General features: G+C 68.3%; 16 protein-coding genes. 8 read left to right on the top strand and 8 right to left on the bottom strand.

Going from position 1 to position 22,795, the window contains the following annotated elements; all coding sequences use genetic code 11:
- Positions 1–101: 101 nt before the first annotated feature.
- The 5 genes from smc (at position 102) to def (ending at position 7,981) form a co-directional block, all read left to right on the top strand.
- Positions 102–3,614 (top strand): chromosome segregation protein SMC, encoded by a 3,513-nt coding sequence (smc, locus tag N8A90_RS05450; protein WP_262073654.1) that lies wholly within the window; start codon positions 102–104, stop codon positions 3,612–3,614.
- Entirely contained in the window at positions 3,611–4,705 is a 1,095-nt protein-coding gene (locus N8A90_RS05455) for a cell division protein ZipA C-terminal FtsZ-binding domain-containing protein (protein WP_262073655.1), read from the top strand. Before smc ends, N8A90_RS05455 begins: the two co-directional genes overlap by 4 nt.
- Before the next feature lie 22 nt (positions 4,706–4,727).
- On the top strand, positions 4,728–6,815 hold the full coding sequence (ligA, locus tag N8A90_RS05460) for an NAD-dependent DNA ligase LigA (RefSeq protein ID WP_262073656.1): 2,088 nt from the start codon (positions 4,728–4,730) through the stop codon (positions 6,813–6,815).
- A gap of 109 nt (positions 6,816–6,924) precedes the next feature.
- Positions 6,925–7,398, top strand: a complete 474-nt coding sequence (locus tag N8A90_RS05465; RefSeq protein WP_262073657.1) for a hypothetical protein — start codon at positions 6,925–6,927, stop codon at positions 7,396–7,398.
- Positions 7,399–7,444: 46 nt separating this feature from the next.
- Positions 7,445–7,981: a peptide deformylase gene (gene def / locus N8A90_RS05470; protein ID WP_262073658.1), complete on the top strand. Its 537-nt coding sequence runs from the start codon at positions 7,445–7,447 to the stop codon at positions 7,979–7,981.
- Between the two features lie 44 nt (positions 7,982–8,025).
- On the opposite strand, the gene N8A90_RS05475 is transcribed toward def, so the two are convergent.
- The 3 genes from N8A90_RS05475 to map all read right to left on the bottom strand — a co-directional run bounded on the left by N8A90_RS05475 (position 8,026) and on the right by map (position 11,986).
- Positions 8,026–8,430, bottom strand: a complete 405-nt coding sequence (locus tag N8A90_RS05475) for a DoxX family protein (RefSeq protein WP_262073659.1) — start codon at positions 8,428–8,430, stop codon at positions 8,026–8,028.
- Between the two features lie 99 nt (positions 8,431–8,529).
- Positions 8,530–11,145, bottom strand: a complete 2,616-nt coding sequence (locus N8A90_RS05480) for a [protein-PII] uridylyltransferase (RefSeq protein WP_262073660.1) — start codon at positions 11,143–11,145, stop codon at positions 8,530–8,532.
- Positions 11,146–11,161: 16 nt separating this feature from the next.
- On the bottom strand, positions 11,162–11,986 hold the full coding sequence (gene map / locus N8A90_RS05485) for a type I methionyl aminopeptidase (RefSeq protein WP_262073661.1): 825 nt from the start codon (positions 11,984–11,986) through the stop codon (positions 11,162–11,164).
- A gap of 194 nt (positions 11,987–12,180) precedes the next feature.
- On the opposite strand from map, the gene purL reads away from it, so the two are divergent.
- Entirely contained in the window at positions 12,181–16,218 is a 4,038-nt protein-coding gene (gene purL, locus N8A90_RS05490) for a phosphoribosylformylglycinamidine synthase (RefSeq protein WP_262073662.1), read from the top strand.
- 197 nt (positions 16,219–16,415) lie between these two features.
- Positions 16,416–17,216, top strand: a complete 801-nt coding sequence (gene ygiD, locus N8A90_RS05495; RefSeq protein ID WP_262073663.1) for a 4,5-DOPA dioxygenase extradiol — start codon at positions 16,416–16,418, stop codon at positions 17,214–17,216.
- Positions 17,217–17,264: 48 nt separating this feature from the next.
- Here the strand turns inward: ygiD and N8A90_RS05500 are convergent, their stop codons facing one another.
- From N8A90_RS05500 to N8A90_RS05520, 5 genes are all read right to left on the bottom strand, one after another.
- On the bottom strand, positions 17,265–18,050 hold the full coding sequence (locus tag N8A90_RS05500) for a peptidylprolyl isomerase (RefSeq protein WP_262073664.1): 786 nt from the start codon (positions 18,048–18,050) through the stop codon (positions 17,265–17,267).
- A 129-nt stretch (positions 18,051–18,179) separates the two neighbouring features.
- Entirely contained in the window at positions 18,180–18,443 is a 264-nt protein-coding gene (locus N8A90_RS05505; protein ID WP_262073666.1) for a BolA family protein, read from the bottom strand.
- Entirely contained in the window at positions 18,440–18,982 is a 543-nt protein-coding gene (locus tag N8A90_RS05510) for a septation protein A (protein WP_262073667.1), read from the bottom strand. The genes N8A90_RS05505 and N8A90_RS05510 overlap by 4 nt, the downstream gene beginning before the upstream one ends.
- 27 nt (positions 18,983–19,009) lie before the next feature.
- Positions 19,010–19,429, bottom strand: a complete 420-nt coding sequence (gene msrB, locus N8A90_RS05515; RefSeq protein WP_262073668.1) for a peptide-methionine (R)-S-oxide reductase MsrB — start codon at positions 19,427–19,429, stop codon at positions 19,010–19,012.
- Positions 19,426–20,910 (bottom strand): protein adenylyltransferase SelO, encoded by a 1,485-nt coding sequence (locus N8A90_RS05520; protein ID WP_262073669.1) that lies wholly within the window; start codon positions 20,908–20,910, stop codon positions 19,426–19,428. Before N8A90_RS05520 ends, msrB begins: the two co-directional genes overlap by 4 nt.
- A gap of 160 nt (positions 20,911–21,070) precedes the next feature.
- Here N8A90_RS05520 and N8A90_RS05525 point away from each other — a divergent pair, with 160 nt between their 5' ends.
- Positions 21,071–22,714, top strand: a complete 1,644-nt coding sequence (locus N8A90_RS05525) for a 3-(methylthio)propionyl-CoA ligase (RefSeq protein ID WP_262073670.1) — start codon at positions 21,071–21,073, stop codon at positions 22,712–22,714.
- The last annotated feature ends 81 nt before the right edge of the window (positions 22,715–22,795 follow it).

Consider the following 22,795-nt stretch of genomic DNA (forward strand, 5'->3'; position numbering starts at 1 on the left):
CCGCACGTTATCATCGCGGCCTCGGGCGGCAGCCGGCAGGCTGTGCAAAATTCCTTACAAATCAATACCTTGGCCTCAGAGCCAAGACGGAACGACCCCTCGTGCGTCTCAATTCCATCAAGCTCTCCGGCTTCAAGTCGTTCGCCGAACCCACCAATTTCCTGCTGCCGGGCCAACTGGTCGGCGTGGTGGGGCCCAACGGCTGCGGCAAGTCGAACATCATGGATGCGGTGCGCTGGGTGCTGGGCGAGTCGCGCGCGTCGGAGCTGCGCGGCGAGTCGATGCAGGACGTGATCTTCAACGGCACGACCACCCGCAAGCAGGCCAGCCGCTCCAGCGTGGAGCTGGTGTTCGACAACGCCGACCATCGCGCCGGCGGCCAGTGGTCGCAGTTCACCGAGATCGCAGTGCGTCGCGTGCTCACGCGCGACGGCACCAGCAGCTACTTCATCAACAACCTGCCGGTGCGGCGCCGCGACGTGCAGGACGTGTTCCTGGGCACCGGCCTCGGCCCGCGCGCCTACGCCATCATCGGCCAGGGCACGATCAGCCGGATCATCGAATCCAAGCCCGAGGAATTGCGCCTGTTCCTCGAGGAAGCCGCCGGCGTCTCCAAGTACAAGGAACGCCGCCGCGAGACCGAGAACCGCCTGGGCGACACGCGCGAGAACCTCACGCGGGTGGAAGACATCCTGCGGGAGCTCAACACCAACCTCGAGCGGCTCGAGAAGCAGGCCGAGGTCGCGCAGCGCTACAACACGCTCACGGCCGACGCCACGCGCAAGCAGCACCAGCTGTGGTTCCTCAAGCGCAGCGAGAGCGAGGCCGACCAGGCCAAGATCAAGGCCGACGCCGACAAGGCGCTGAACGACCTCGAGTCGCGCACCGCCGACCTGCGCCGCATCGAGTCCGAACTGGAGACGGTGCGCCAGGCGCACTACGCCGCCGGCGACCAGGTCAACCAGGCGCAGGGCAAGCTCTACGAGGCCAGCGCCGAAGTCGGCCGGCTCGAAGGCGAGATCCGCTTCGTGGTCGAGGGCCGCCAGCGTGTCGAGCAGCGGCTGATCCAGTTGCGCGAGCAGATCGGGCAATGGCGCGGCCGCAAGGAAGACGCCGAAGCCGAGATCGAAACGCTGGCCGGGCAGGGCGTCGACGCCGAGGAGCAGGCCGAACTGCTGGCCGCGCAGCTGGAAGAGCACGACGCGCGCCTGCCCGAGCTCGAAGAAGCGCAGCAGCGCGCGCAGGACGAGGCCAACGCGCAGCGCGCCAGCGTCGCGCAGGTGCAGCAGCAGATCCAGGTGCTGGCCGCCGACCAGCGCAACATCGAGGAGCAGAGCCGCCAGCTGACGATGCGCAGCGAACGCCTGCGCGCCGACAAGCAGGCGCTGGCCGCGCCCGACGAAGTGAAGCTGCAAGATCTGCAGGCCCAGTTCTCCGCCGCGCAGGAGGCCGCTGCCGAATCCGACGCCCGCCTGCAGGACCTGCAGGAAGCGGTGCCGCAGCTCGACGACGACCGCCGCACCCGGCAGCAGGCCGTCAACACCGAAGGCGCACGCCACGCCGAACTGTCGGCCCGGCTCGAAGCGCTCAAGGCGCTGCAGGAGAAGGTCAAGACCGACGGCAAACTCGCGCCGTGGCTCGCCAAGCACGGGCTCGACGGTCTGCAGGGGCTGTGGAGCCGCATCCACATCGAGCAGGGCTGGGAGAACGCGCTCGAATCGGCGCTGCGCGAACGCCTGGGCGCGCTGGAAGTGTCGCGCCTGGACATGGTCCGCGCCTTCGGCAACGACGCGCCGCCGGCCAAGCTGGCCTTCTACAACCCGCCGTCGGCCGGCGCGCCCCCGGGCAGCGCGACACTGCCGCGCCTGTCGGACCTGCTGCGCCTGAACGACGCCGGCCTGCAGGCGCTGCTGGTCGACTGGCTGCACGGGTGCTACACGGCGTCGAGCTTCGAAGAGGCGCTGGCGCAGCGCGAGAAGCTCCAGCCCGGCGAAGCCATCTTCGTGCAGAGCGGCCATGCCGTCACGACGCACAGCGTGAGCTTCTACGCGCAGGATTCGGAGCAGGCCGGCCTGTTGGCGCGCCAGCAGGAAATGGAAAACCTGGAGCGCCAGCTGCGCGCCCAGACGCTGATCAGCGAAGAAGCGCGGACCGCGCTGGTGCGTGCCGAGGCCGCCTACGCCGATGCGGCGCAGCGCCTGGTCAGCGTGCGCCGCGAAGCCGCCGAAACGCAGTCGCGCTCGCACGAGCTGCAGGTCGAGACGCTGCGCCTGACGCAGCTGGCCGAACAGACCCGCGCCCGCAGTGAGCAACTGGCAGCCGACCTCGGCGAGGTCGACGCGCAGCTCGAGGACCTGCAGGAGCGTCGCATCGCCGCCGAAGGCCGCTTCGAGGAACTCGACATGCAGCTGGCCGACGCGCAGGAGCGGCATGCGCAGCTCGACGAACGCGTGATCGAAGCCGGCCGCGCGCTGGCCGCCAGCCGCGACCAGCACCGCAGCCTGGAACGCCAGGCGCAGGAGGCGACCTTCACCCGGCGCAGCGTCGAGGCCCGCCGCGGCGAACTGAGCCGCGCGATCGAGACGGCGGCGCAGCAGACCGTGTCGCTGGCCGACGAGCAGGAGCGTGCGCAGGCCGAACTCGGGCGCCTGTCCGACGCCGCGGCGCAGGCCGGCCTGCAGGACGCGCTGTCGCTCAAGCTCGAGCGCGAGACCGCGCTGGGCGCGTCGCGCAGCCAGTACGACGACCTCACGATGAAGCTGCGCGCCAGCGACGAACGCCGCCTGCAGCTCGAACGCGAACTCGACCCGCTGCGCCAGCGCATCACCGAATTCCAGTTGAAGGAACAGGCCGCGCGCCTGGGCGTCGAGCAGTACGCCACGCTGCTGGCCGACGCGCAGGCCGACCTCGAAGCGGTCGCCGCGTCGATCGAGACCGACAAGGTCCGGCTGGTCGGCCTGCAGAGCGAGATCGAGCGCATCCACCGCGAGGTCGCGGCGCTCGGTGCCGTCAACCTGGCGGCGCTGGAGGAATTGGCGACCGCCAGCGAGCGCAAGATCTTCCTCGACGCGCAGTCGGCCGACCTGAACGAAGCCATCACCACGCTGGAAGACGCCATCCGCAAGATCGACGGCGAAACCCGCGAGCTGCTCGGCGGGACCTTCAAGATCGTCAACGAGCACTTCAGCCGCATGTTCCCCGAGCTGTTCGGCGGCGGCAACGCGCGGCTGGTGATGACGGGCGACGAGATCCTCGATGCCGGCGTGCAGGTGCTGGCGCAGCCGCCCGGCAAGAAGAACCAGACCATCCACCTGCTGTCGGGTGGCGAGAAGGCGCTGACCGCCATCGCGCTGGTCTTCGCGATCTTCCAGCTCAACCCGGCGCCCTTCTGTCTGCTGGACGAGGTGGACGCGCCGCTGGACGACGCCAACACCGAACGCTATGCCAAGCTGGTGTCCGCCATGAGCAAGAGCACGCAGTTCCTCTTCATCAGCCACAACAAGATCGCGATGGAAATGGCCGAGCAACTCATCGGCGTGACCATGCAGGAGCAGGGCGTGTCGCGCATCGTCGCCGTGGACATGGAGTCCGCGGTGTCCATGGTCGAAGCATGAGCAGCCTCACCATCGCCCTGGCCGTCCTCGGCGGCCTGTTCCTCGCCGCCGTCGTCGGTTACGACGCGTGGGTATCGCGGCGCAACGCACCGCGCCAGCCCGATGCGCCGCCGCCCACCGGCTTCGACGAGCCGCTGCCGGCGCACTCGGACGAGGAGCCCGTGCTGCACGTCGAGCCGCACCCCACGCCCGGCAACGAGCGGCACGAGCCGCTGTTCGACCCGGACCTGCCCGCGCCCAGTGCCCTGCCGATCCCGATGGCCGACCGCCGGGGCGGGCTCGACCCGCTGATCGACGTGATCGCGCCGGTGTCGCTCGACGGGCTGGTGTCCGGCGATGCCGCCATCGCCGCCATGCCCGCCACCCGGCGTGCCGGCAGCAAGCCGGTCGCCATCGAAGGCCTCAACGAGCACAACGGCGAATGGGAGCCGCCGGTGGCGGGCCAGCGCTACGGTGCCTTCCAGGTCGGCGTGCAACTGGCCAACCGCACCGGTGCGCTCAACGAGATCGAGTACTCCGAGTTCGTGGTGAAGGCCCAGGCCTTCGCCGATGCGGTGGGCGGTGCGCCGGAATTTCCCGAGATGCTCGACGAGGTGGCGCGTGCGCGCGAGCTCGACCAGTTCGCGAGTGCGCACGACGCGCAGCTCGCGTTCGTGCTGCGCGCACGGCATGCGGCCTGGAGCCCCGGCTACGTGCAGCAGAACGCGGCGCGGCTGGGCTTTGTCGCAGGCATGATCCCGGGCCGCATGGTGCTGCCCGCGGCCGAGGCCGGCTTGCCGCCGATCATCGGCCTGTCCTTCGACACCCAGGCGGCGCTGGCGGACGACCCGGCGCAGTCGGCCATCCGCGAGCTGACGCTGAGCCTCGACGTGCCGCAGGTCGACCGCGGCGAACAGCCCTTTGCGCGCATGCGCGACGCTGCCGCCACGCTGACCCGCGAGATGGACGGCGTGGTGACCGACAGCGATGGCCAGCTGCTGCGCGAGGAGACGATGGACGCCATCGGCGCCGACCTCGAACAGCTCTACGACACGCTGGATTCGCGCGATCTTGCTGCCGGGTCGCACCTGGCGCGGCGCCTGTTCAGCTGAACTTCTTTCTGGAGACACCGCCATGACGACGCGTGAAGACGCGGCACGCGAGGCCGCTGCATTGAGCGAGCAGCTGCACCGCCACGCCCATCTGTACTACGTGCTCGATGCGCCCGAGCTGCCCGACGCTGAATACGACAAGCTGTTCCAGCGCCTGCAGGCGCTCGAGGCCGAGTACCCCGAGCTGCGCACGGCCGATTCGCCCACGCAACGTGTGGGCGGCCAGGTGCTCGACGGTTTCGCCAAGGTGCGGCACCGGGTGCCGATGCTGTCGATCCGCACCGAGACCGATATCACGCCCGGCGGCGCGAGCGCCTTCGACGCCCGCGTGCGCAAGGAGCTTGGCCTGCCCGAGGACGGCCCGCAGGTCGAGTACGTCTGTGAGTTGAAGTTCGACGGCCTCGCCATGAACCTGCGCTACGAACACGGCGTGCTGGTGCAGGCGGCCACGCGGGGCGACGGCGAGGTGGGCGAGGACGTGACGCAGAACATCCGCACCGTGCACGAGATTCCTCTGCGGCTGAACGGCCACGCGCCGCCGGTGGTCGAGGTGCGCGGCGAGGTCTACATGAAGCGTGCCGATTTCGACGCGCTCAACGCGCGGCAGCGCGAGCGGATCGCGGCCGGCCAGAAGAACGAGAAGGTGTTCGTCAACCCGCGCAACGCTGCCGCCGGTGCGGTGCGCCAACTCGACCCGGCCATCGCGGCGTCGCGGCCGCTGAGTTTCTTTGCGTATGGGTTGGGCGAGGTCAGCGCACCGGCCGAGGGCGGCCCCGACTGTCCGACCCAGTTCGACTGGCTGCAGCAGTTCCACGCCTGGGGCTTTCCGGTGGCCAGCCAGACGGCGCGTGCGCGCGGCGCGGCCGAGCTGATCGCCTTCCACGAGAACATCGGCCGCCAGCGCGACGCCTTGCCCTACGACATCGACGGCGTGGTCTACAAGGTCGACAGCCTGGCGCTGCAGGGCCAGCTCGGTTTCGTCTCGCGCGAGCCGCGCTGGGCGGTGGCACACAAGTACCCTGCCCAGGAGCAGCTCACCGAGGTGCTGGCGATCGAGGTGCAGGTCGGCCGCACCGGCAAGCTGACACCCGTGGCCAAGCTGGCGCCTGTCTTCGTCGGCGGCGTGACCGTGACCAACGCGACCCTGCACAACGAGGACGAGGCCCGCCGCAAGGACGTGCGCGTGGGCGACACCGTGATCGTGCGTCGCGCTGGCGACGTCATCCCCGAGGTCGTCGGCGTTGCGCCAGACAGCCTGGCCAGGCCCGAGACGGAGCGCGGCGCGCTCTTCACCATGCCGCGCGTCTGCCCGGTCTGCGGTTCCGACGCCTTGCGCGAGGAGGGCGAGGTCGACTATCGCTGCACCGGCGGGCTGTTCTGCCCGGCGCAGCGCAAGGAAGCCATCCTGCATTTCGCAGCCCGACGTGCGCTGGACATCGAAGGCCTGGGCGACAAGCTGGTCGAGCAACTGGTCGACGCGCAATTGATCCGCACGCTGCCCGATCTCTACAGACTGGGCTTCACGACGCTCGCCGGACTGGACCGCATGGCCGACAAGTCGGCGGCGAACATCGTCGCAGCGCTTGAAAAGTCCAAGCAGACCACGCTGCCGCGCTTCCTCTTCGGGCTCGGCATCCGCCACGTCGGCGAGAGCACGGCCAAGGACCTGGCCAAGCACTTCGGCAAGCTCGACGCCATCATGGGCGCCACCGAGGCGGAACTTCTGGAGGTCAACGACGTCGGACCGGTGGTGGCGACCAGCCTGCGCACCTTCTTCGACCAGCCGCACAACCGCGAAGTGGTCGAACAACTGCGCGCCAGCGGCGTGACCTGGGAAGAGGGCGAACCCGCCGCACGCACCCCGCGCCCGCTGGCGGGCAAGACCTTCGTGATCACCGGCACTTTGCCTACGCTCAGCCGTGACGAGGCCAAGGACAAACTGGAAGAGGCGGGCGCCAAGGTGGCCGGATCGGTCAGCAAGAAGACCGATTGCGTGGTGGCCGGTGCCGAAGCCGGCAGCAAGCTCGACAAGGCCCAGGCGCTCGGCGTGAAGGTGGTGGACGAGGCAGGCATGCTCGCGATCCTGGCCGATGGGTGGCCCGAGGTGTGACGAAGTCCTGACGGCAGAGTCGTTACCGCGCCGTTACCGAACTTCATCCGGCCGACGTCAACAGCGCAGGGCGCGTGGCGTTTACTAGGGAGCAGACAAGGAGTCAGTCATGAAGAACATTCGATGGATCTCAGCCGGGCTGGTGGCCAGTGGCGTCGTGTTGTTGAGCGGGTGCGTGGCGGTGCCCGGTGGGTACGGCTACGACAACGGCGGCTACAGCAGCGGGTACTACTCGCAGCCGTATTACGCCGAGCCCGCTCCCGTCGTGGTGGCGCCTTCGGTGTACCTGCAGGGTGGAAGCTATTACGACCGCGGCTATTACAACCGGGGTTATTACAACCGGGGCTATTACGACGGACGTCCTGGACCGGGCTACGGCGGTCCTGGCTATGCGCAACCACGGCCGGACCAGGGCCCACGCCCTGGTTACAACCCGGGTCCGCGTCCGGGCGGCGGTGGCGGGCCGGTGGCGGGCCCGGGCCCGCGGCCCAGCGGCAACGCGTCCCCTGCTCAGCAGATATCTCGGTCGCAAGCGAATAATGTGCGCAATGGTTTTACGCCTGACGGGCGCCAGAAGGAATAGAGACCGGCAGGTCGCATGAGGGCGGCCTCGTCGCGATAATCGATCCATGACGATTCGCGACATCTTGAGGATGGGCGACCCACGGCTCCTGCGCATCGCGCAGCCCGTGACCGCCTTCGACACCGACGAACTGCACCTGCTGGTGCGCGACATGTTCGAGACCATGCATGCCGCCGACGGCGCCGGCCTCGCGGCACCGCAGATCGGGGTCGACCTGCAGTTGGTGATCTTCGGCACCAGCACCGTGAATCCGCGCTATCCGGACGCGCCCATCGTCCCGCAGACCGTCCTCCTCAATCCCATCGTCACGCCGCTGGGCGATGAAGAGGAAGAAGGTTGGGAGGGCTGTCTGTCGGTGCCCGGCCTGCGTGGGGTGGTGCCGCGTTTCTCGACCATCCGCTACACCGGGTTCGATCCTTACGGCGACCCGATCGATCGGACGGTGAGCGGCTTCCATGCCCGGGTGGTCCAGCACGAGGTCGACCACCTGCTGGGCAAGCTCTATCCGATGCGGGTGCGCGACTTTTCGCGCTTCGGTTTCACCGAGGTGTTGTTCCCCGGGCTGGACGCAGCAGACGATTGAGGTGACGGAGGGCGTGCGAGCACGCCTTCTATCACCCGTCGACGTCAGTTGTACTTGCCGCTGCTGCCGCCCACGCTGAGGCGGCCCGCGCCCAGCAGCGCCACGGCGATCGCGGCGAAGAGGAACATGCCCTGCAGTTCCAGCGCCCAGCCGCCGTTCTTACCGATCGTGAACAGGTCCTTCATGTGCACCAGCCAGAGGGCCACCACCATGTTGATGGCGATGATCCAGGCGGCCGGGCGGGTGTAGATGCCGACGATCACCAGCACCGGCGCGACGATCTCGCCGACATAGACCAGGTACGCCAGCGCGCTGGGCAGGCCGTGCGAGGCCAGCATGCCGCCCACGCCACTCACGCCGGCGCTGATCTTGGCCACGCCATGCAGCAGGATCAGGATCCCCAGGGCCAGGCGGAGGACGAGTTTGCCGGTGTCGTCGGAACGGGTCATGAGGAAAGTCCTTTCAAGCGAAAAACCGGATTGTGGTCGATGTTCGCGACATTTCACACACATGGGCCCCGCTGTGTCGTGCGGGGGCGCGCCGGCCGGTCAAGCCGACAGGGCCTCGATCAGTTCCGTCTCGATCGCCAGCTGCGCACGCTGCCCCTGCAGTTCCGGGCCGCTCAGCAGGAAGGTGTCTTCCACCCGCTCGCCGAGCGTGGTGACCTTGGCGAGCTGCAGGTGCAGCCGGTGGCGGGCGAGCACGCGGGCCACCGAATAGAGCAGGCCGGCGCGGTCGCTGGCCGAGATGCTCAGCAGCCAGCGCTGCGCCTTCTCGTCCGGTACGAGGTTGATGCGCGGCTGGATCGGGAAGCTGCGCACCCGGCGCGACACGCGGCCCTTGCTGGGGGGCGGCAGCGCGCCGGCTTCGGCCAGCGTCTTCGTGAGGCCGGTCTCCACCATGCTGATCAGGTCGCGGTAGTGCTCGGGTGTGTAGGCGGTCACGACCTGGAAGGTGTCCAGTGCGTAGCCGTTGGTGGCGGTGTGGACCTTCGCGTCCAGGATGCTGAACGAGGCTTGGTCGAAGTAGCCGCAGATGCGCGCGAACAGTTCCTGCTGGTCGGGGGTGTAGACCACCACCTGAAGGCCCTCGCCCACCGGCGAGAGGCGCGCCCGGACGATGGGCGGCGCGTGCGGGTCGACCGGCACGCCCTTGTGCGGCACATGCCGCGACAGCTGTTTGGTGTGCCAGGCGATCTCCGAGGCGTCGTGCCTCATGAAGTAGCCGACGTCGAGCGTCTCCCACAGGGCCTTGTGCACCTCGAAGGGCTGGGCGTGCAGGGCGAGCTGCACCAGCGCCTCGCGCTTGCGCGATTCGATCTCGGCGTCCGGGTCGGGCAGGTGTCCGCCCAGGGCGCGCGAGGTGTAGCGGTAAAGGTCCTCGAGCAGCTTGCCCTTCCACGCATTCCACACGCGCGGCGAGGTGCCGCGGATGTCGGCGATGGTCAGCAGGTACAGGGCGGTCAGGTAGCGTTCGCTGCCCACACGCTTGGCGAAGGCGGCGATCACCTCGGGATCGCTCAGGTCCTGCTTCTGCGCGACCGTGCTCATCGTGAGGTGTTCGGCCACCAGGAACTCGATGAGCTTGCTGTCGCCCCGCTCGATGCCGTGCTGCTGGCAGAAGCGGTGCACGTCGCGTGCGCCCAGCGTCGAATGGTCGCCGCCGCGCCCCTTGGCGATGTCGTGGAACAGCGCGGCCACGTACAGCACCCAGGGCTTGTCCCAGCCGGCCGCGAGCTGCGAGCAGAAGGGGTACTCGTGCGCATGCTCGGCGATGAAGAAGCGCCGCACGTTGCGCAGCACCATCAGGATGTGCTGGTCGACCGTGTAGACGTGGAACAGGTCGTGCTGCATCTGCCCGACGATGCTGCGGAAGGGCCGCAGGTAGCGCCCGAGCACCGAGGTCTGGTTCATCAGCCGGAAGGCGTGCGTGATGCCGCGCGGCTCCACCAGCATCCGCATGAAGGTGACGTGGTTGACCCGGTCGTTGCGGAACTTGCTGTCCATCACCGAGCGCGCGTTGTAGAGCGCGCGCAGCGTGCGTGCCGACAGGCCTTTCACGCCGATGGTCTTCTGGTAGAGCAGGAAGGTCTCGAGGATGGCGTGCGGGTCCTTGAGGTACAGGTCGTCGCTCGCCACCTCGATCATCCCGGCCTTCTCGAAGAAGCGGTCGTTGATGCGGGTGGGCTCCTCGGCCTGCGGCTGCAGCCGCTCGGCGATGTTCAGCAGCAGGATCTGGGTGAGCTGCGTGACCGCCTTGGCGGCCCAGTAGTAGCGGCGCATGAGCGCTTCGCTGGCCTTGCGCTGCCCGCCCTCCGCCTGGCCTTCGTAGCCGAAGGTGGCGGCCACGGCCGTCTGCAGGTCGAACACCAGCCGGTCTTCACGCCGGTTGGCCGTGACATGCAGGCGGGCGCGGATCAGGCACAGCAGCGCCTCGTTGCGTTTGATCTGCTGCACCTCGAAGGCGGTGGCCAGACCGTTCTTCGCCAGGTCTTCCCAACGCCGGCCGAAGCCGACGGCCTTGGTCATCCAGAGCACCGTCTGCAGGTCGCGCAAGCCGCCGGGTGATTCCTTGCAGTTGGGCTCGAGCGCGTAGGGCGTGTCGTCGAACTTGTGGTGCCGGTGCCGCATCTCCTGCGACTTGGCGGCGAAGAAGGCCTGGGGGTCGATGGCGGTGCAGAAGCGCTTGCGGAAGGCCGTGTACAGCTTCTTGTCGCCGGTGATCAGGCGCGACTCGAGCAGCGAGGTCTGCACGGTCACGTCCTTGTCCGCTTCGTCGAGGCATTCGCCCAGCGTCCGCACGCTCGAGCCGATCTCCAGGCCCACGTCCCAGCAGCGGCCGATGAAGGCTTCGAGCCGGGCCGGCTCGATGTTCGACGCATGGACCTCCGGCAGCAGCAGCAGCACGTCGACGTCGGAATAGGGGAACAGCTCGCCACGCCCGAAGCCGCCCACCGCGACCAGCGCCAGGTCGTTGCCGAAGCCGGCATCGTTCCACAGCGTGATCAACGCCTCGTCGGCGAACGCGGCGAACTGGCGCAAGGTGTGGTGCACGCTGCGCGTGGGCGCGTTGCCGTGCCGCAGCGTCTCGAACAGCGCCATCTTCTGCGCGCGGTAGGCCTCGCGCAGCGACGGCACGTCGACCGTGGTGGCGACTTCGATCACGCCCTGGCCCCGGCGCTCAGGTGGCCGTCGACTTGACGAAGGACGGCAGCGGCGGGCTGCCGGCCGACAGGGTCAGCACCTCGTAGCCCGTCTCGGTGACGAGCACGCTGTGCTCCCACTGCGCCGACAGCGAATGGTCGCGCGTGACGATGGTCCAGCCGTCGTACTGGCCGCCCTTGGCGTCTTCCTTGATGTCGCGCTTGCCGGCGTTGATCATGGGCTCGATCGTGAAGATCATGCCCGGCTCGAGCCGTTCCAGGGTGCCTGGCCGGCCGTAGTGCAGCACCTGTGGCTCCTCGTGGAACTTGCGGCCCACGCCGTGGCCGCAGAACTCGCGCACCACCGAATAGCCATTGCCTTCGGCGAACTTCTGGATGGCATGGCCCACGTCACCCAGGTGCGCACCGGGGCGCACCTGCAGGATGCCGTGCCACATCGCCTCGTAGGTCACCGAGCACAGGCGCTTGGCGGCGATGGACGCGTCGCCCACGATGAACATGCGGCTGTTGTCGCCGAACCAGCCGTCCTTGATGACGGTGACATCGATGTTCATGATGTCGCCCTTCTTCAGGGGCTTGTCGTTCGGGATGCCGTGGCACACCACGTGGTTGACCGAGGTGCAGAGCGACTTGGGGAAGGGCGTGCTGCTCGCGCCCAGGTAGCCGACCGTGGCCGAGGTGGTGCCTTGCTTGGCCATGTATTCGGCCGCCAGGCGGTCGATTTCGTTGGTGGTGACGCCGGGTTTCACGAATGCCGTGAGGTAGTCCAGCACCTCCGACGTCAGGCGGCCGACCGCGCGCATGGCCGCAATGCCAGCCGCGTCGTGTAGGGTAATGCTCATCCTGCGATTATCCCATCCGGCATCCAGGCCGCCCGGCGTCGCGGCGCATGACCTCGGCGCATGCGCGGAGCAGCGGCCCGGCCGGTCGCGGTGGCCTAAAATTCCGGGTTTCCACGGACGGCCCCAGTCAGCGGCCGTCCAGCGTGTTTCTTCATTCACCCTCAGCCAGCCGGCCCCCGCCGGCCCATTCGACCGTGACGCAGCCATCCCACACCGCCCAACCCGTCGTGACCGTGTTCGAGGGCGGCAGCGCACTCAGCGACTTCCGGGCCCGCCAGCTCCTGCCGAAACTGCAGGCGGTCGAGCCGAGGATCGAGGCGATCGCGGCGCGCTTCGTACACCTGGTCGTGACCGATGCGGCCCCCGACACCGCGGCCCGCGAGCGCTTCGCCGCGCTCCTGAGCTACGGCGAGCCCTTTGAAGTTCCCCCGTCGGCCACCGAACTGGTCGTCACGCCACGCCTGGGCACCGTGTCGCCCTGGGCCTCGAAGGCGACCGACATCGCCCACAACTGCGGGCTGGCGCTGCGCCGGGTCGAGCGCGTCACGCAATACCACCTGCGCCTGAAGGCGCCGTTGATCGGCAAGGCGCCGACGCTGGCCGGTGACCGGCGGCTGGCCGTGGCGGCGCTGCTGCACGACCGCATGACCGAGTCGGTGCTGCCCGGCATCGACGGCGCGGCAGCGCTGTTCGCCGAACTCGATGCGCAGCCGATGGCACAGGTCGACGTGCTGTCCGGCGGCCGCGCGGCGCTGGTCTCGGCCAACGGCACCTTCGGCCTGGCCCTGGCCGAGGACGAGATCGACTACCTGGTCGAGGCCTTCACCCGGCTCGGCCGCAACCCGAGCGACGTCGAGCTGATGATGTTCGCGCAGGCGAACAGCGAGCACTGCCGCCACAAGATCTTCAACGCCGACTTCGTGATCGACGGCGAGAAGCAGCCGATCAGCCTGTTCGGCATGATCCGCAACACCGAGAAGCTCAGCCCGCAGCACACCGTGGTCGCCTACGCCGACAACGCGTCGATCATGGAAGGCACGCAGATCGAGCGCTTCGTGGCGGCCGACGGCGCGGCCAGCGGCAGCTACAGGAAGCAGAGCGCGCTGAGCCATGTGCTGATGAAGGTCGAGACGCACAACCACCCGACCGCGATCTCCCCATTCCCGGGGGCCTCGACCGGCGCCGGCGGCGAGATCCGCGACGAGGGCGCGACCGGCCGCGGTTCCAAGCCCAAGGCCGGCCTGACGGGCTTCACCGTGTCGAAGCTCTGGCCCGAAGCGGACCACTACGGCAAGCCCGCGCACATCGCCAGCCCGCTGCAGATCATGACCGAGGGCCCGCTGGGCGGCGCGGCCTTCAACAACGAATTCGGCCGTCCCAACCTGCTGGGCTACTTCCGCGAGTACGAGCAGGCGATCGCCAGCACGACCGCCGAGGGAAGCGACACCGTGCAGCGCGGCTACCACAAGCCCATCATGATCGCGGGCGGCCTCGGCAGCATCGACGCGACGCAGACCAAGAAGATCCTGTTCCCCGCCGGCTCGCTGCTGATCCAGCTCGGCGGCCCCGGCATGCGCATCGGCATGGGCGGCAGCGCCGCCAGCTCGATGGCGACCGGCGCGAACGCGGCCGAGCTCGACTTCGACTCGGTGCAGCGCGGCAACCCCGAGATCGAGCGGCGCGCGCAGGAGGTCATCAACCACTGCTGGCAGCAGGGCGCGGCCAACCCGATCCTGGCCATTCACGACGTGGGCGCCGGCGGCCTGTCGAACGCCTTCCCCGAACTGACCAACGACGCCGGCCGCGGCGCGCGCTTCGACCTGCGCGGCGTGCCGCTCGAGGAGTCGGGCATGGCGCCCAAGGAAATCTGGTGCAACGAAAGCCAGGAACGTTACGTGCTGGCCATCGCGCCGGAGTCGCTGGAGCAGTTCAAGGCCTTCTGCGAGCGCGAGCGCTGCCCGTTCGCGGTGGTGGGCGTGGCGACCGAAGAGCGCCAGTTGATCGTGGCAGACGAAGGTGCCGAAGCGCAACCCGTCGACATGCCGATGGACGTGCTGCTCGGCAAGCCGCCCAAGATGCTGCGCGACGTGAAGACCATCGCCCGCCAGTTCAAGCCGCTCGACCTGACCGGCGTCGAGCTGCAGAAGGCCGCCATCGACGTGCTGTCGCACCCGACCGTCGCGTCCAAGCGCTTCCTCATCACCATCGGCGACCGCACCGTGGGCGGCCTGACGCACCGTGACCAGATGGTCGGCCCGTGGCAGGTGCCAGTGGCCGACTGCGCCGTGACGCTGGCCGACTACAGCGGCTTCGCCGGCGAGGGCATGAGCATGGGCGAGCGCACGCCGCTGGCCGCGCTCGACGCGCCGGCGTCCGGCCGCATGGCGGTGGCCGAGGCCATCACCAACCTGCTGGCGGCGCCGATCGAACTGTCGCGCGTCAAGCTGTCGGCCAACTGGATGGCCGCGTGCGGCGAGCCCGGCGAAGACGCCGCGCTGTACGAGACGGTGAAGGCGGTCGGCCTCGAACTGTGCCCGGCGCTGGGCATCTCGATCCCGGTCGGCAAGGATTCGCTGTCGATGCGCACGCAGTGGTCGGACGGCGATCAAAAGAAGAAGGTCACGTCGCCGGTCAGCCTGATCGTCACCGCCTTCGCCACGCTGGCCGACGTGCGCGGCACGCTCACGCCGCAGCTCGACCGCGACGAGGCCGACACCACGCTGGTGCTCATCGACCTGGGCCGCGGCCAGCACCGCATGGCCGGCAGCATCCTGGCGCAGACGCTGGGGCAGAGCGGCGACACGGTCCCTGACCTGGACCATCCGGAAGACCTGGTGAACCTGGTCAAGGCCGTGAACGCCCTGCGCGCCGACGGCAAGATCCTCGCGATGCACGACCGCAGCGACGGCGGCCTGTTCGCCACGGCCTGCGAGATGGCCTTCGCCGGCCACGTCGGCGTGGCGCTCAACGTCGACATGCTGGTCACCGAGGGCGACGGCATCTCCGACAGCCGCATGGAAACCGGCGACGCCAAGAACTGGGCGCAGCAGGTCAGCGCGCGCCGCGAAGAACTCACGCTCAAGGCACTGTTCAGCGAAGAACTGGGCATGGTGCTGCAGGTGCGCACCGCTGACCGCAACGACGTCATGCAGCTGTTGCGCGCGCACGGCCTGAGCGCGCACAGCCACTTCGTCGGCAAGACGCGCCCCGCCAGCTCGACGATGGACGTCGGCAAGGGCAAGCTCGAGGTCTGGCGCGACGCCAAGTCGGTGTTCAGCGCCAGCCTGCACGACCTGCATCAGGTGTGGGACTCGGTCAGCTGGAGGATCGCCCGCGAGCGCGACAACCCGGCCTGTGCCGACGCCGAGCACGCATCAGCCGGCGTGCCTCAGGACTCGGGCGCGCATGTGTCGCTCGCCGCGGGCGCTGTCGACGCATCGATCACCGCGCCCTTCCTGAATCTGGCAGCGCGGCCCAAGGTCGCCATCCTGCGGGAGCAGGGCGTCAACTCGCATGTCGAGATGGCCTACGCCTTCACCGAGGCCGGCTTCGAAGCGCATGACGTGCATATGACCGACCTGCAGACCGGTCGCGCCGACCTGGCCGACTTTCAGGGCGTGGTCGCCTGCGGCGGTTTCAGCTACGGCGACACGCTGGGCGCGGGCATCGGCTGGGCGCGCAGCATCACCTTCAACCCCAAGCTGTCGGACCAGTTCCAGGCCTTCTTCGGCCGGGGCGACACTTTCGGCCTGGGCGTGTGCAACGGCTGCCAGATGTTCGCCGAGCTGGCCGACATCATCCCGGGCGCCGAGGCCTGGCCGCGCTTCACCACCAACCAGAGCGAGCGCTTCGAGGCGCGGCTGTCGATGGTCGAGGTGCTCGCATCGCCGAGCCTTTTCTTCGGTGGCCTGGCCGGCAGCCGCCTGCCGATCGCGGTGGCGCACGGCGAGGGCTACGCGAACTTCAAGCACCGCGGCGACGCGGCGAAGGCCATTGCCGCGATGCGCTACGTCGACCACCACGGCCAGCCGACCGAGCAGTACCCGTTCAACCCGAACGGCAGCGCCGGTGGCCTGACCTCGGTGACCACGGCGGACGGCCGCTTCACAGCCGTCATGCCGCACCCGGAGCGCGTGTTCCGCAACATCCAGATGAGCTGGACGTCGGGCGACAAGAACGACTTCAGCCCGTGGATGCAGATCTGGCGCAACGCGCGCAAGTGGGTCGGCTGACGCAGACCTGGGTTTCTCTGGTTTCGTGTGCGCTGGCGCACCGCTTTCGGTGACTCGAAGGGTGGCCGGCGGTGGGTGTGTTCGATGATCGGGCCATGCTGAATCGCCGTGACTTCTTGGGCGCCCTGAGCGCCGTCCTTCCGCTGGCCGACGCGTTGGCGGTTGAACCTTTCCGGGCACTGAAGAAGTCTCCGCGCATGCCCGTGCTCTTCCTCGGTCACGGCAGCCCGATGAACGCGATCGGCGACAACGCCTACCGACGCAGCTGGCAGGCCCTGGGTGCGGAGTTCGGCAGCAAGTATCCGACGCCGCAACTCATCCTCTGCGTGTCGGCACACTGGCTGACGCGCGGTGGCTGGTACCTCACCGGCATGGCCAAGCCGAAGACGATCCACGACTTCGGCGGCTTTCCGCAGGAGCTGTTCGACCAGCAGTTTCCTGCGCCCGGCGCGCCAGCGGCCGCGACGGAGATCGCGCAGGCCATACGGCAACCGATGAGCGGGACCGCATTGGGCATTGATCTGGAGGAGTGGGGCTTCGACCACGGCACCTGGTCGGTGCTCAAGCCCATGTTCCCGAAGGCGCAAATTCCGGTCGTGCAGCTCAGCATGGACTACAGCCGCCCTCCGGCCGAGCATGCGATGCTCGGCCAGCAACTCAAGGCGCTGCGCGAGCGCGGCGTGCTGATCGTCGGCAGCGGCAACTTGGTGCACAACCTGCGCGTGACGCGTCGTGGCACCGCGCCGAACCAGGCCTACGAGTGGGCGCATGAGTTCGACCGACTGGTGGCCGGCCAGCTGGAGAAGGGCGACCTCGCCGCACTGCCGCGCTTCCAGTCGATGGGCGCCCTGGCGCAGCAAGCCCACCCGACGCACGAGCACTACCTGCCGCTGCTCTATGCCGCAGGCGCCGTCGATGCAGGCAAGGAGGCGCCGCGCTTCTTAAATGCCGACTTCCAGTCCGCGTCAATCTCGATGCGCTCGGTGGTCTGGGGATGAAAAAAGCGGCCCGCAGGCCGCTCTTCCGATTCGCTTGAAAGCGGGGCGTTACTCGACCTTCGCCTTCGCGCGCAGTTCTTCCTGGTACTTCTGCAGGCGCTGCTGTTGCAGCTGCTGCGTGACCTGCGGCTTGACTTCTTCCAGCTTGGGCAGCTGCGCCTGGCGGATGTCGTCGACGCGGATGATGTGGTAGCCGAACTGCGACTTGACCGGCACCTGCGTCATCTCGCCCTTGTTGAGTTTGATCATGGCTTCCGAGAACTCGGGCACGAAGCTGGCCGGGTTGGCCCAGTCGAGGTCGCCGCCGTTGGCGCCCGATCCCGGGTCCTTGCTCTGCTTCTTGGCGATGTCCTCGAACTTCGCGCCCTTCTTCAGGTCGGCCAGGATCTTCTTGGCCTGGTCTTCGGTCTCGACCAGGATGTGGCGCGCCTTGTATTCCTTGCCGCCGTTGGCCGCGACGAACTTGTCGTACTCGGCCTGCACGTCGGCGTCGGTCACCGGGTGGGTCTTGCGGTAGTTCTCGAACAGCGTGCGGATCAGGATGGCCTGGCGCGCGAGTTCGATCTGGTTGCGGTAGTCGTCGCTGGCATCCAGGCCCTGCTTCTGGGCTTCCTGCATGAAGACTTCGCGCGCGATGACTTCCTCGCGCAACTGGGGTTCCATCTCGGGGGTGACGGGGCGGCCCGCGCCGGCCAGCTGCTGGGCCAGGACGTCCATGCGGGCCTTGGGCACGGCCTTGCCGTTGACGATCGCGATGTTCTGCGCGAAGGCGCCGACGGAGGCGGCGCTCAGCACGACGGCCGCCGCCAGGGTTTTCAGGGAGTGTTGCTTCATGGGAGGGATGGGGTCCGGGGGACTTGCAGGGTGATGGCGCGAAAAGCGCGGGGATGAAAGACGAAGTCGCGTGCCGCCGTGGGATCGGGGAGGGTGCTGTGGACTGCGGGAATTGGGTGAAAGGCGGACTCAGCGCGTTTCGATGGCGATGGCGTGAACGCCTTCGGCGATGAAAAAGTGCAGCGCATCATACACAAGCCGATGCCTCGCCACGCGCGACTGGCCATCGAACAAGGGCGAGGCGACGCGCACCCGGAAGTGGGTGCCGTAGCCCTCGACACCCGCGCCCGCATGGCCCGCGTGGGCGGCACTTTCGTCGATCACTTCGAGCGCGCTGGGCTGCAGCTTCGCGCGCAGCGTGGCCTCGAGGTCGGCGGCGGTGTAGAGCGTCATGCCGCGGGGGTGTCTTCGGACTTCAGGTGCGGCGAGATGTACAGCCCCTGCGCGATCAGGAAGACGATCGGGAAGGCGTAGCCCCACAGCTTGAAGTTCACCCATGCTTCGGTGCTGAAGTACAGCGCCACATAGGCGTTGATGACGGACATGAACACGCAGTAGAAGATCCATGCGACGTTCAGATGCGTCCAGATGCGCTGGGGCAACTGCAACTGCGCGCCCAGCATCACCTGCAGGAAGTTCCTGCGGAAGCCCCACAGCGCTACGGCCAGCGCGATCGCCATGGCGCCGTACAGCACGGTCGGCTTCCACTTGATGAAGCGGTCGTCGTGCAGCACCAGGGTGAGCGTGCCGAACAGCAGGATCAGCACCAGCGTGGCCTTCTGCATGGTCGGCAGCTTGCGGTCGATGGCGTAGATGATCACCGACTGCAGGACGGTGGCACCCATCAGTACCGCGGTCGCCACGTAGATGTCGGCGAGCTTGTACGCGCCGAAGAACAGCAGGATGGGGAAGAAGTCGAGGATCAGTTTCATGCGGGGGCGGGATGCGCAACGGGGCGGTCAGTCCTTGCTGGGTTCGAAGCTCAGCGAGGCCGAATTCATGCAGTAGCGTAACCCGGTCGGCGTCGGGCCGTCCGGGAACACGTGGCCCAGGTGCGCGCCGCAGTTCGTGCAGACGTTCTCGGTGCGCGTCATGCCGTGCGAACGGTCGACGATGTTGGTGATGGCGCCGGGCACCGCTTCTTCCGAGAAGCTGGGCCAGCCGCAGCCGGCGTCGAACTTGGTGCCCGACTCGAAGAGCTTGGCGCCGCAGCACACGCAGTGGTAGGTGCCGTCGGCCCAGTGGGCTTCGTACTTGCCGGTGAAGGGGCGCTCGGTGGCAGCATGGCGCGTGACCTGGAAGGCGGCCGATTCGGCGCCTTTCTCGGCCAGCACGGCCTTCCATTCCGCATCGGTCTTCTGGATCTTGGGGGTGGTCATGAGGAGCAGCTGATTTCGATGGTGGACGCCCAGTCGGGCGGGAAGCCGGCGTAGGCCTCGAAGCCGGCATGGTCGTCAAATGGGGACTCGAGCAGCATCAGCAAGGTGGCGACGCCGGCGAAGTCCTTCTGCTGGGCCGCTTCGATCGCCTGCTGGCCCAGGTGGTTCCGCAGCACGTACTTGGGGTTGGCTGCGCGCATGGCGGTGGCGGCTTCGGCCGCGGGCGTCGAAGCGCGCTGCGCGGCGTACAGCGGCAGCCAGGCATCGATGCCGGCGCGGTCGATGAACAGGTCGCGCACCGGCGCGAAGTCGCCGCTGCCCACGGCATCGGACAGCCGCCGCCAGAAGATCGTCCAGTCGGTACGCTCGGCGGCCAGCAGGCGCAGCACGCCGTCGACCAGGCCGCGGTCGCGCGCGTCGCCGGACGGCAGACCGAGCTTGCGGGCCATGCGCTGGTCGAACGCGTGCGGGAACACCGTCTTGTACGACGCGAGCGCGGCGATGGCCAAGTCCTGCTCGCCGATCAGCGGCAGCAGCGCCTGCGCCAGGCAATGCAGGTTCCAGTAGGCCACGTTGGGCTGCTGGTTGAAGGCGTAGCGGCCGGCGGTATCGCTGTGGTTGCAGATGTGCGCCGGGTCGAAGCCGTCGAGGAACTGGAAGGGTCCGTAGTCGATCGTCAGGCCCAGGATGCTCATGTTGTCAGTGTTCATCACGCCGTGGCAGAAGCCCACCGCCTGCCACTGCGCGAGCAGCGCCGCCGTGCGCTCGCTCACGGCCTCCAGGAAGGCTGCGTAGGCATTGCCGCCGAAGCGCTCCGTCGTCCGGCAAGCCGGGTAGTGGCGGTCGATGACGTAGTCGGCCAGTTGCCTGAGTTCATCGATGCGGTCGTTGGCGGCGAAGTGCTCGAAATGGCCGAAGCGGATGAAGCTCGGTGCCACGCGGGTCACGACGGCGGCGGTTTCGATGTCCTCGCGGCGCACGCGCTGGTCGGAGCCGGTCACGGCCAGTGCGCGTGTGGTCGGGATACCCAGGCCGTGCATCGCCTCGCTGCAGAGGAATTCGCGGATGCTCGAGCGCAGCACGGCGCGCCCGTCGCCCATGCGGGAGTAGGGCGTGCGGCCGGCGCCCTTCAGTTGCACTTCGAGTCCGAGGTCGGTTTCGCCGAGCAGGATGGCCCGGCCGTCGCCGAGCTGACCGGCCCACACGCCGAACTGGTGCCCGCTGTAGACGCTCGCGAGCGGTGCCATGCCCGGCAGGAGCGCATTGCCCGTCAGGACGTCCAGCGCTTCGTCGGAGGCCAGCCAGTCGCCATCGACGCCGAGTTGGCGCGCCGCGCCGGCGCTGCGGCCGACCCAGTAGGGCGCGGTCAGCGGCGTCGGCTGCAGCGGTGTGAAGAAGGCCGGCCCCAGGCTGCGAAATCCCTCGGTCCAGCGCAGCCCCGAGGCCGCGGCGGTGGTGCTGTCGTCCACGAGCAGGTTCATGGCCCGATTGTCTCGCAGCGCCCGAAACCCCGTTCCCGGAAGGCCATGGGCGTTCCTGCCGCCGGCGCGACAGCGCTACGGGCATTCCCGCATCGGGCCCATGCTGCAGTGCGCAATACTCGCCCATCTTTTTGCGTATTGAGATGAAGGAGCCGTACCGATGCTGGGTTTGATGCAAGACCAACCGCTGCTGATCTCGTCCCTGATCGAGTTCGCCGAGCGCCACCACGGTGACGGCGAGATCGTGTCGAGGCGGGTCGAAGGCGACATCCACCGCTACACCTGGGCCGACGTGGCGCGCCGCGCTCGCCAGGTCGCCAATGCGCTGGAAGGCGAAGACCTGCTGTTCAGCGACCGCGTCGCCACGCTGGCGTGGAACGGCTACCGCCACCTCGAGTTGTACTACGGCGTCTCGGGCTCCGGCCGCGTGCTGCACACCATCAACCCGCGCCTGCATCCGGACCAGATCGCGTGGATCGCCAACCACGCCGAAGACCAGATCCTGTGCTTCGACCTGAACTTCCTGCCGCTGGTGCAGGCGGTGCACGCCCGCTGCCCCACGGTCAAGCGCTGGATCGCGCTGTGCGACGCCGACAAGCTGCCGGCCGACAGCGGCATTCCCGGCCTGCTGAGCTACGAGGCCTGGATGGGTGACCGGTCCACCGACTACGCCTGGCCGCGCTTCGACGAGAACTCGGCGTCGAGCATGTGCTACACGAGTGGCACCACCGGCAACCCGAAGGCCGCGCTCTACAGCCACCGCTCGACGCTGCTGCACGCCTACGCCGCCGCGCTGCCCGACGTGATGGGCATCTCGGCGCGCGATTCGGTGTTGCCGGTCGTGCCCATGTTCCACGTCAATGCCTGGGGCATTCCGTACTCGGCCGCGCTGACCGGCTGCAAGCTCGTCTTCCCCGGGCCGGCGCTCGACGGCAAGTCGGTGTACGAACTGATCGAGGCCGAAGGCGTGACCTTCGCCGCCGGCGTGCCGACCGTCTGGCAGATGCTGCTGACGCACATGAAGCCGGGTGGCCTGCGCTTCTCGACGCTCAAGCGCACGGTGATCGGCGGCTCGGCCTGCCCGCCGGCCATGATCCATGCCTTCCAGCAGGACTACGGGGTGGACGTGCTCCACGCCTGGGGCATGACCGAGATGAGCCCGCTCGGCACGCTGTGCACGCTCAAGAACAAGCACCTGACGATGCCGGCCGACGCGCAGGATGCGATCCGCCAGAAGCAGGGCCGCGCCATCTTCGGCGTCGACATGAAGATCATCGATGGCAATGGTGCCGAACTGCCCTGGGACGGCAAGGCCTCTGGCGACCTGCTGGTCAAGGGGCCGTGGATCGTCAAGGAGTACTTCAAGGGCGAGGGCGGCGACCCGCTGGTGCCCGACGCGCAGGGCCACGGCTGGTTCCCGACCGGCGACGTCGCCACCATCGATGCCGACGGCTTCCTGCAGATCACCGACCGCAGCAAGGACGTGATCAAGTCGGGCGGCGAATGGATCAGCTCCATCGACATCGAGAACATCGCCGTCGCGCACCCGGCGGTGCTGATGGCGGCCTGCATCGGCGTGGCCCACCCGAAGTGGGACGAGCGCCCGGTGGTGGCGGTCGTCAAGCGGCCGGGCGCCGAGGTCACGCGCGAGGAGCTGCTGAAGTTCTACGAAGGCAAGACGGCCAAGTGGCAGATCCCCGACGACGTGCTCTTCGTCGAGGCCATTCCGCTCGGCGCCACCGGCAAGATCCTGAAGACCCGGCTGCGCGAGCAGTTCAAGGACTATCGGCTGCCTGGCCTTTGAGCGTTCCTACCGCGCGGTAGATCGGCGCTGCCGCGCAGGTGACAGAAAAGGGCGCAGGAGCGGCGGCGTCGCGTGAGTTCG

This window comes from Variovorax sp. N23 (assembly GCF_025486315.1).
In the GTDB taxonomy this organism is placed as follows: domain Bacteria; phylum Pseudomonadota; class Gammaproteobacteria; order Burkholderiales; family Burkholderiaceae_C; genus Variovorax.

What these genes read in the sequence shown, in the direction of transcription:
- N8A90_RS05455 (WP_262073655.1), top strand. Translation starts at nt 3,611, where the DNA reads ATGAGCAGCCTCACCATCGCCCTGGCCGTCCTCGGCGGCCTGTTCCTC.
- ligA (WP_262073656.1), top strand. Translation starts at nt 4,728, where the DNA reads ATGACGACGCGTGAAGACGCGGCACGCGAGGCCGCTGCATTGAGCGAG.
- N8A90_RS05465 (WP_262073657.1), top strand. Translation starts at nt 6,925, where the DNA reads ATGAAGAACATTCGATGGATCTCAGCCGGGCTGGTGGCCAGTGGCGTC.
- def (WP_262073658.1), top strand. Translation starts at nt 7,445, where the DNA reads ATGACGATTCGCGACATCTTGAGGATGGGCGACCCACGGCTCCTGCGC.
- N8A90_RS05475 (WP_262073659.1), bottom strand. Translation starts at nt 8,430, where the DNA reads ATGACCCGTTCCGACGACACCGGCAAACTCGTCCTCCGCCTGGCCCTG.
- map (WP_262073661.1), bottom strand. Translation starts at nt 11,986, where the DNA reads ATGAGCATTACCCTACACGACGCGGCTGGCATTGCGGCCATGCGCGCG.
- ygiD (WP_262073663.1), top strand. Translation starts at nt 16,416, where the DNA reads ATGCCCGTGCTCTTCCTCGGTCACGGCAGCCCGATGAACGCGATCGGC.
- N8A90_RS05500 (WP_262073664.1), bottom strand. Translation starts at nt 18,050, where the DNA reads ATGAAGCAACACTCCCTGAAAACCCTGGCGGCGGCCGTCGTGCTGAGC.
- N8A90_RS05505 (WP_262073666.1), bottom strand. Translation starts at nt 18,443, where the DNA reads ATGACGCTCTACACCGCCGCCGACCTCGAGGCCACGCTGCGCGCGAAG.
- N8A90_RS05510 (WP_262073667.1), bottom strand. Translation starts at nt 18,982, where the DNA reads ATGAAACTGATCCTCGACTTCTTCCCCATCCTGCTGTTCTTCGGCGCG.
- msrB (WP_262073668.1), bottom strand. Translation starts at nt 19,429, where the DNA reads ATGACCACCCCCAAGATCCAGAAGACCGATGCGGAATGGAAGGCCGTG.
- N8A90_RS05520 (WP_262073669.1), bottom strand. Translation starts at nt 20,910, where the DNA reads ATGAACCTGCTCGTGGACGACAGCACCACCGCCGCGGCCTCGGGGCTG.
- N8A90_RS05525 (WP_262073670.1), top strand. Translation starts at nt 21,071, where the DNA reads ATGCTGGGTTTGATGCAAGACCAACCGCTGCTGATCTCGTCCCTGATC.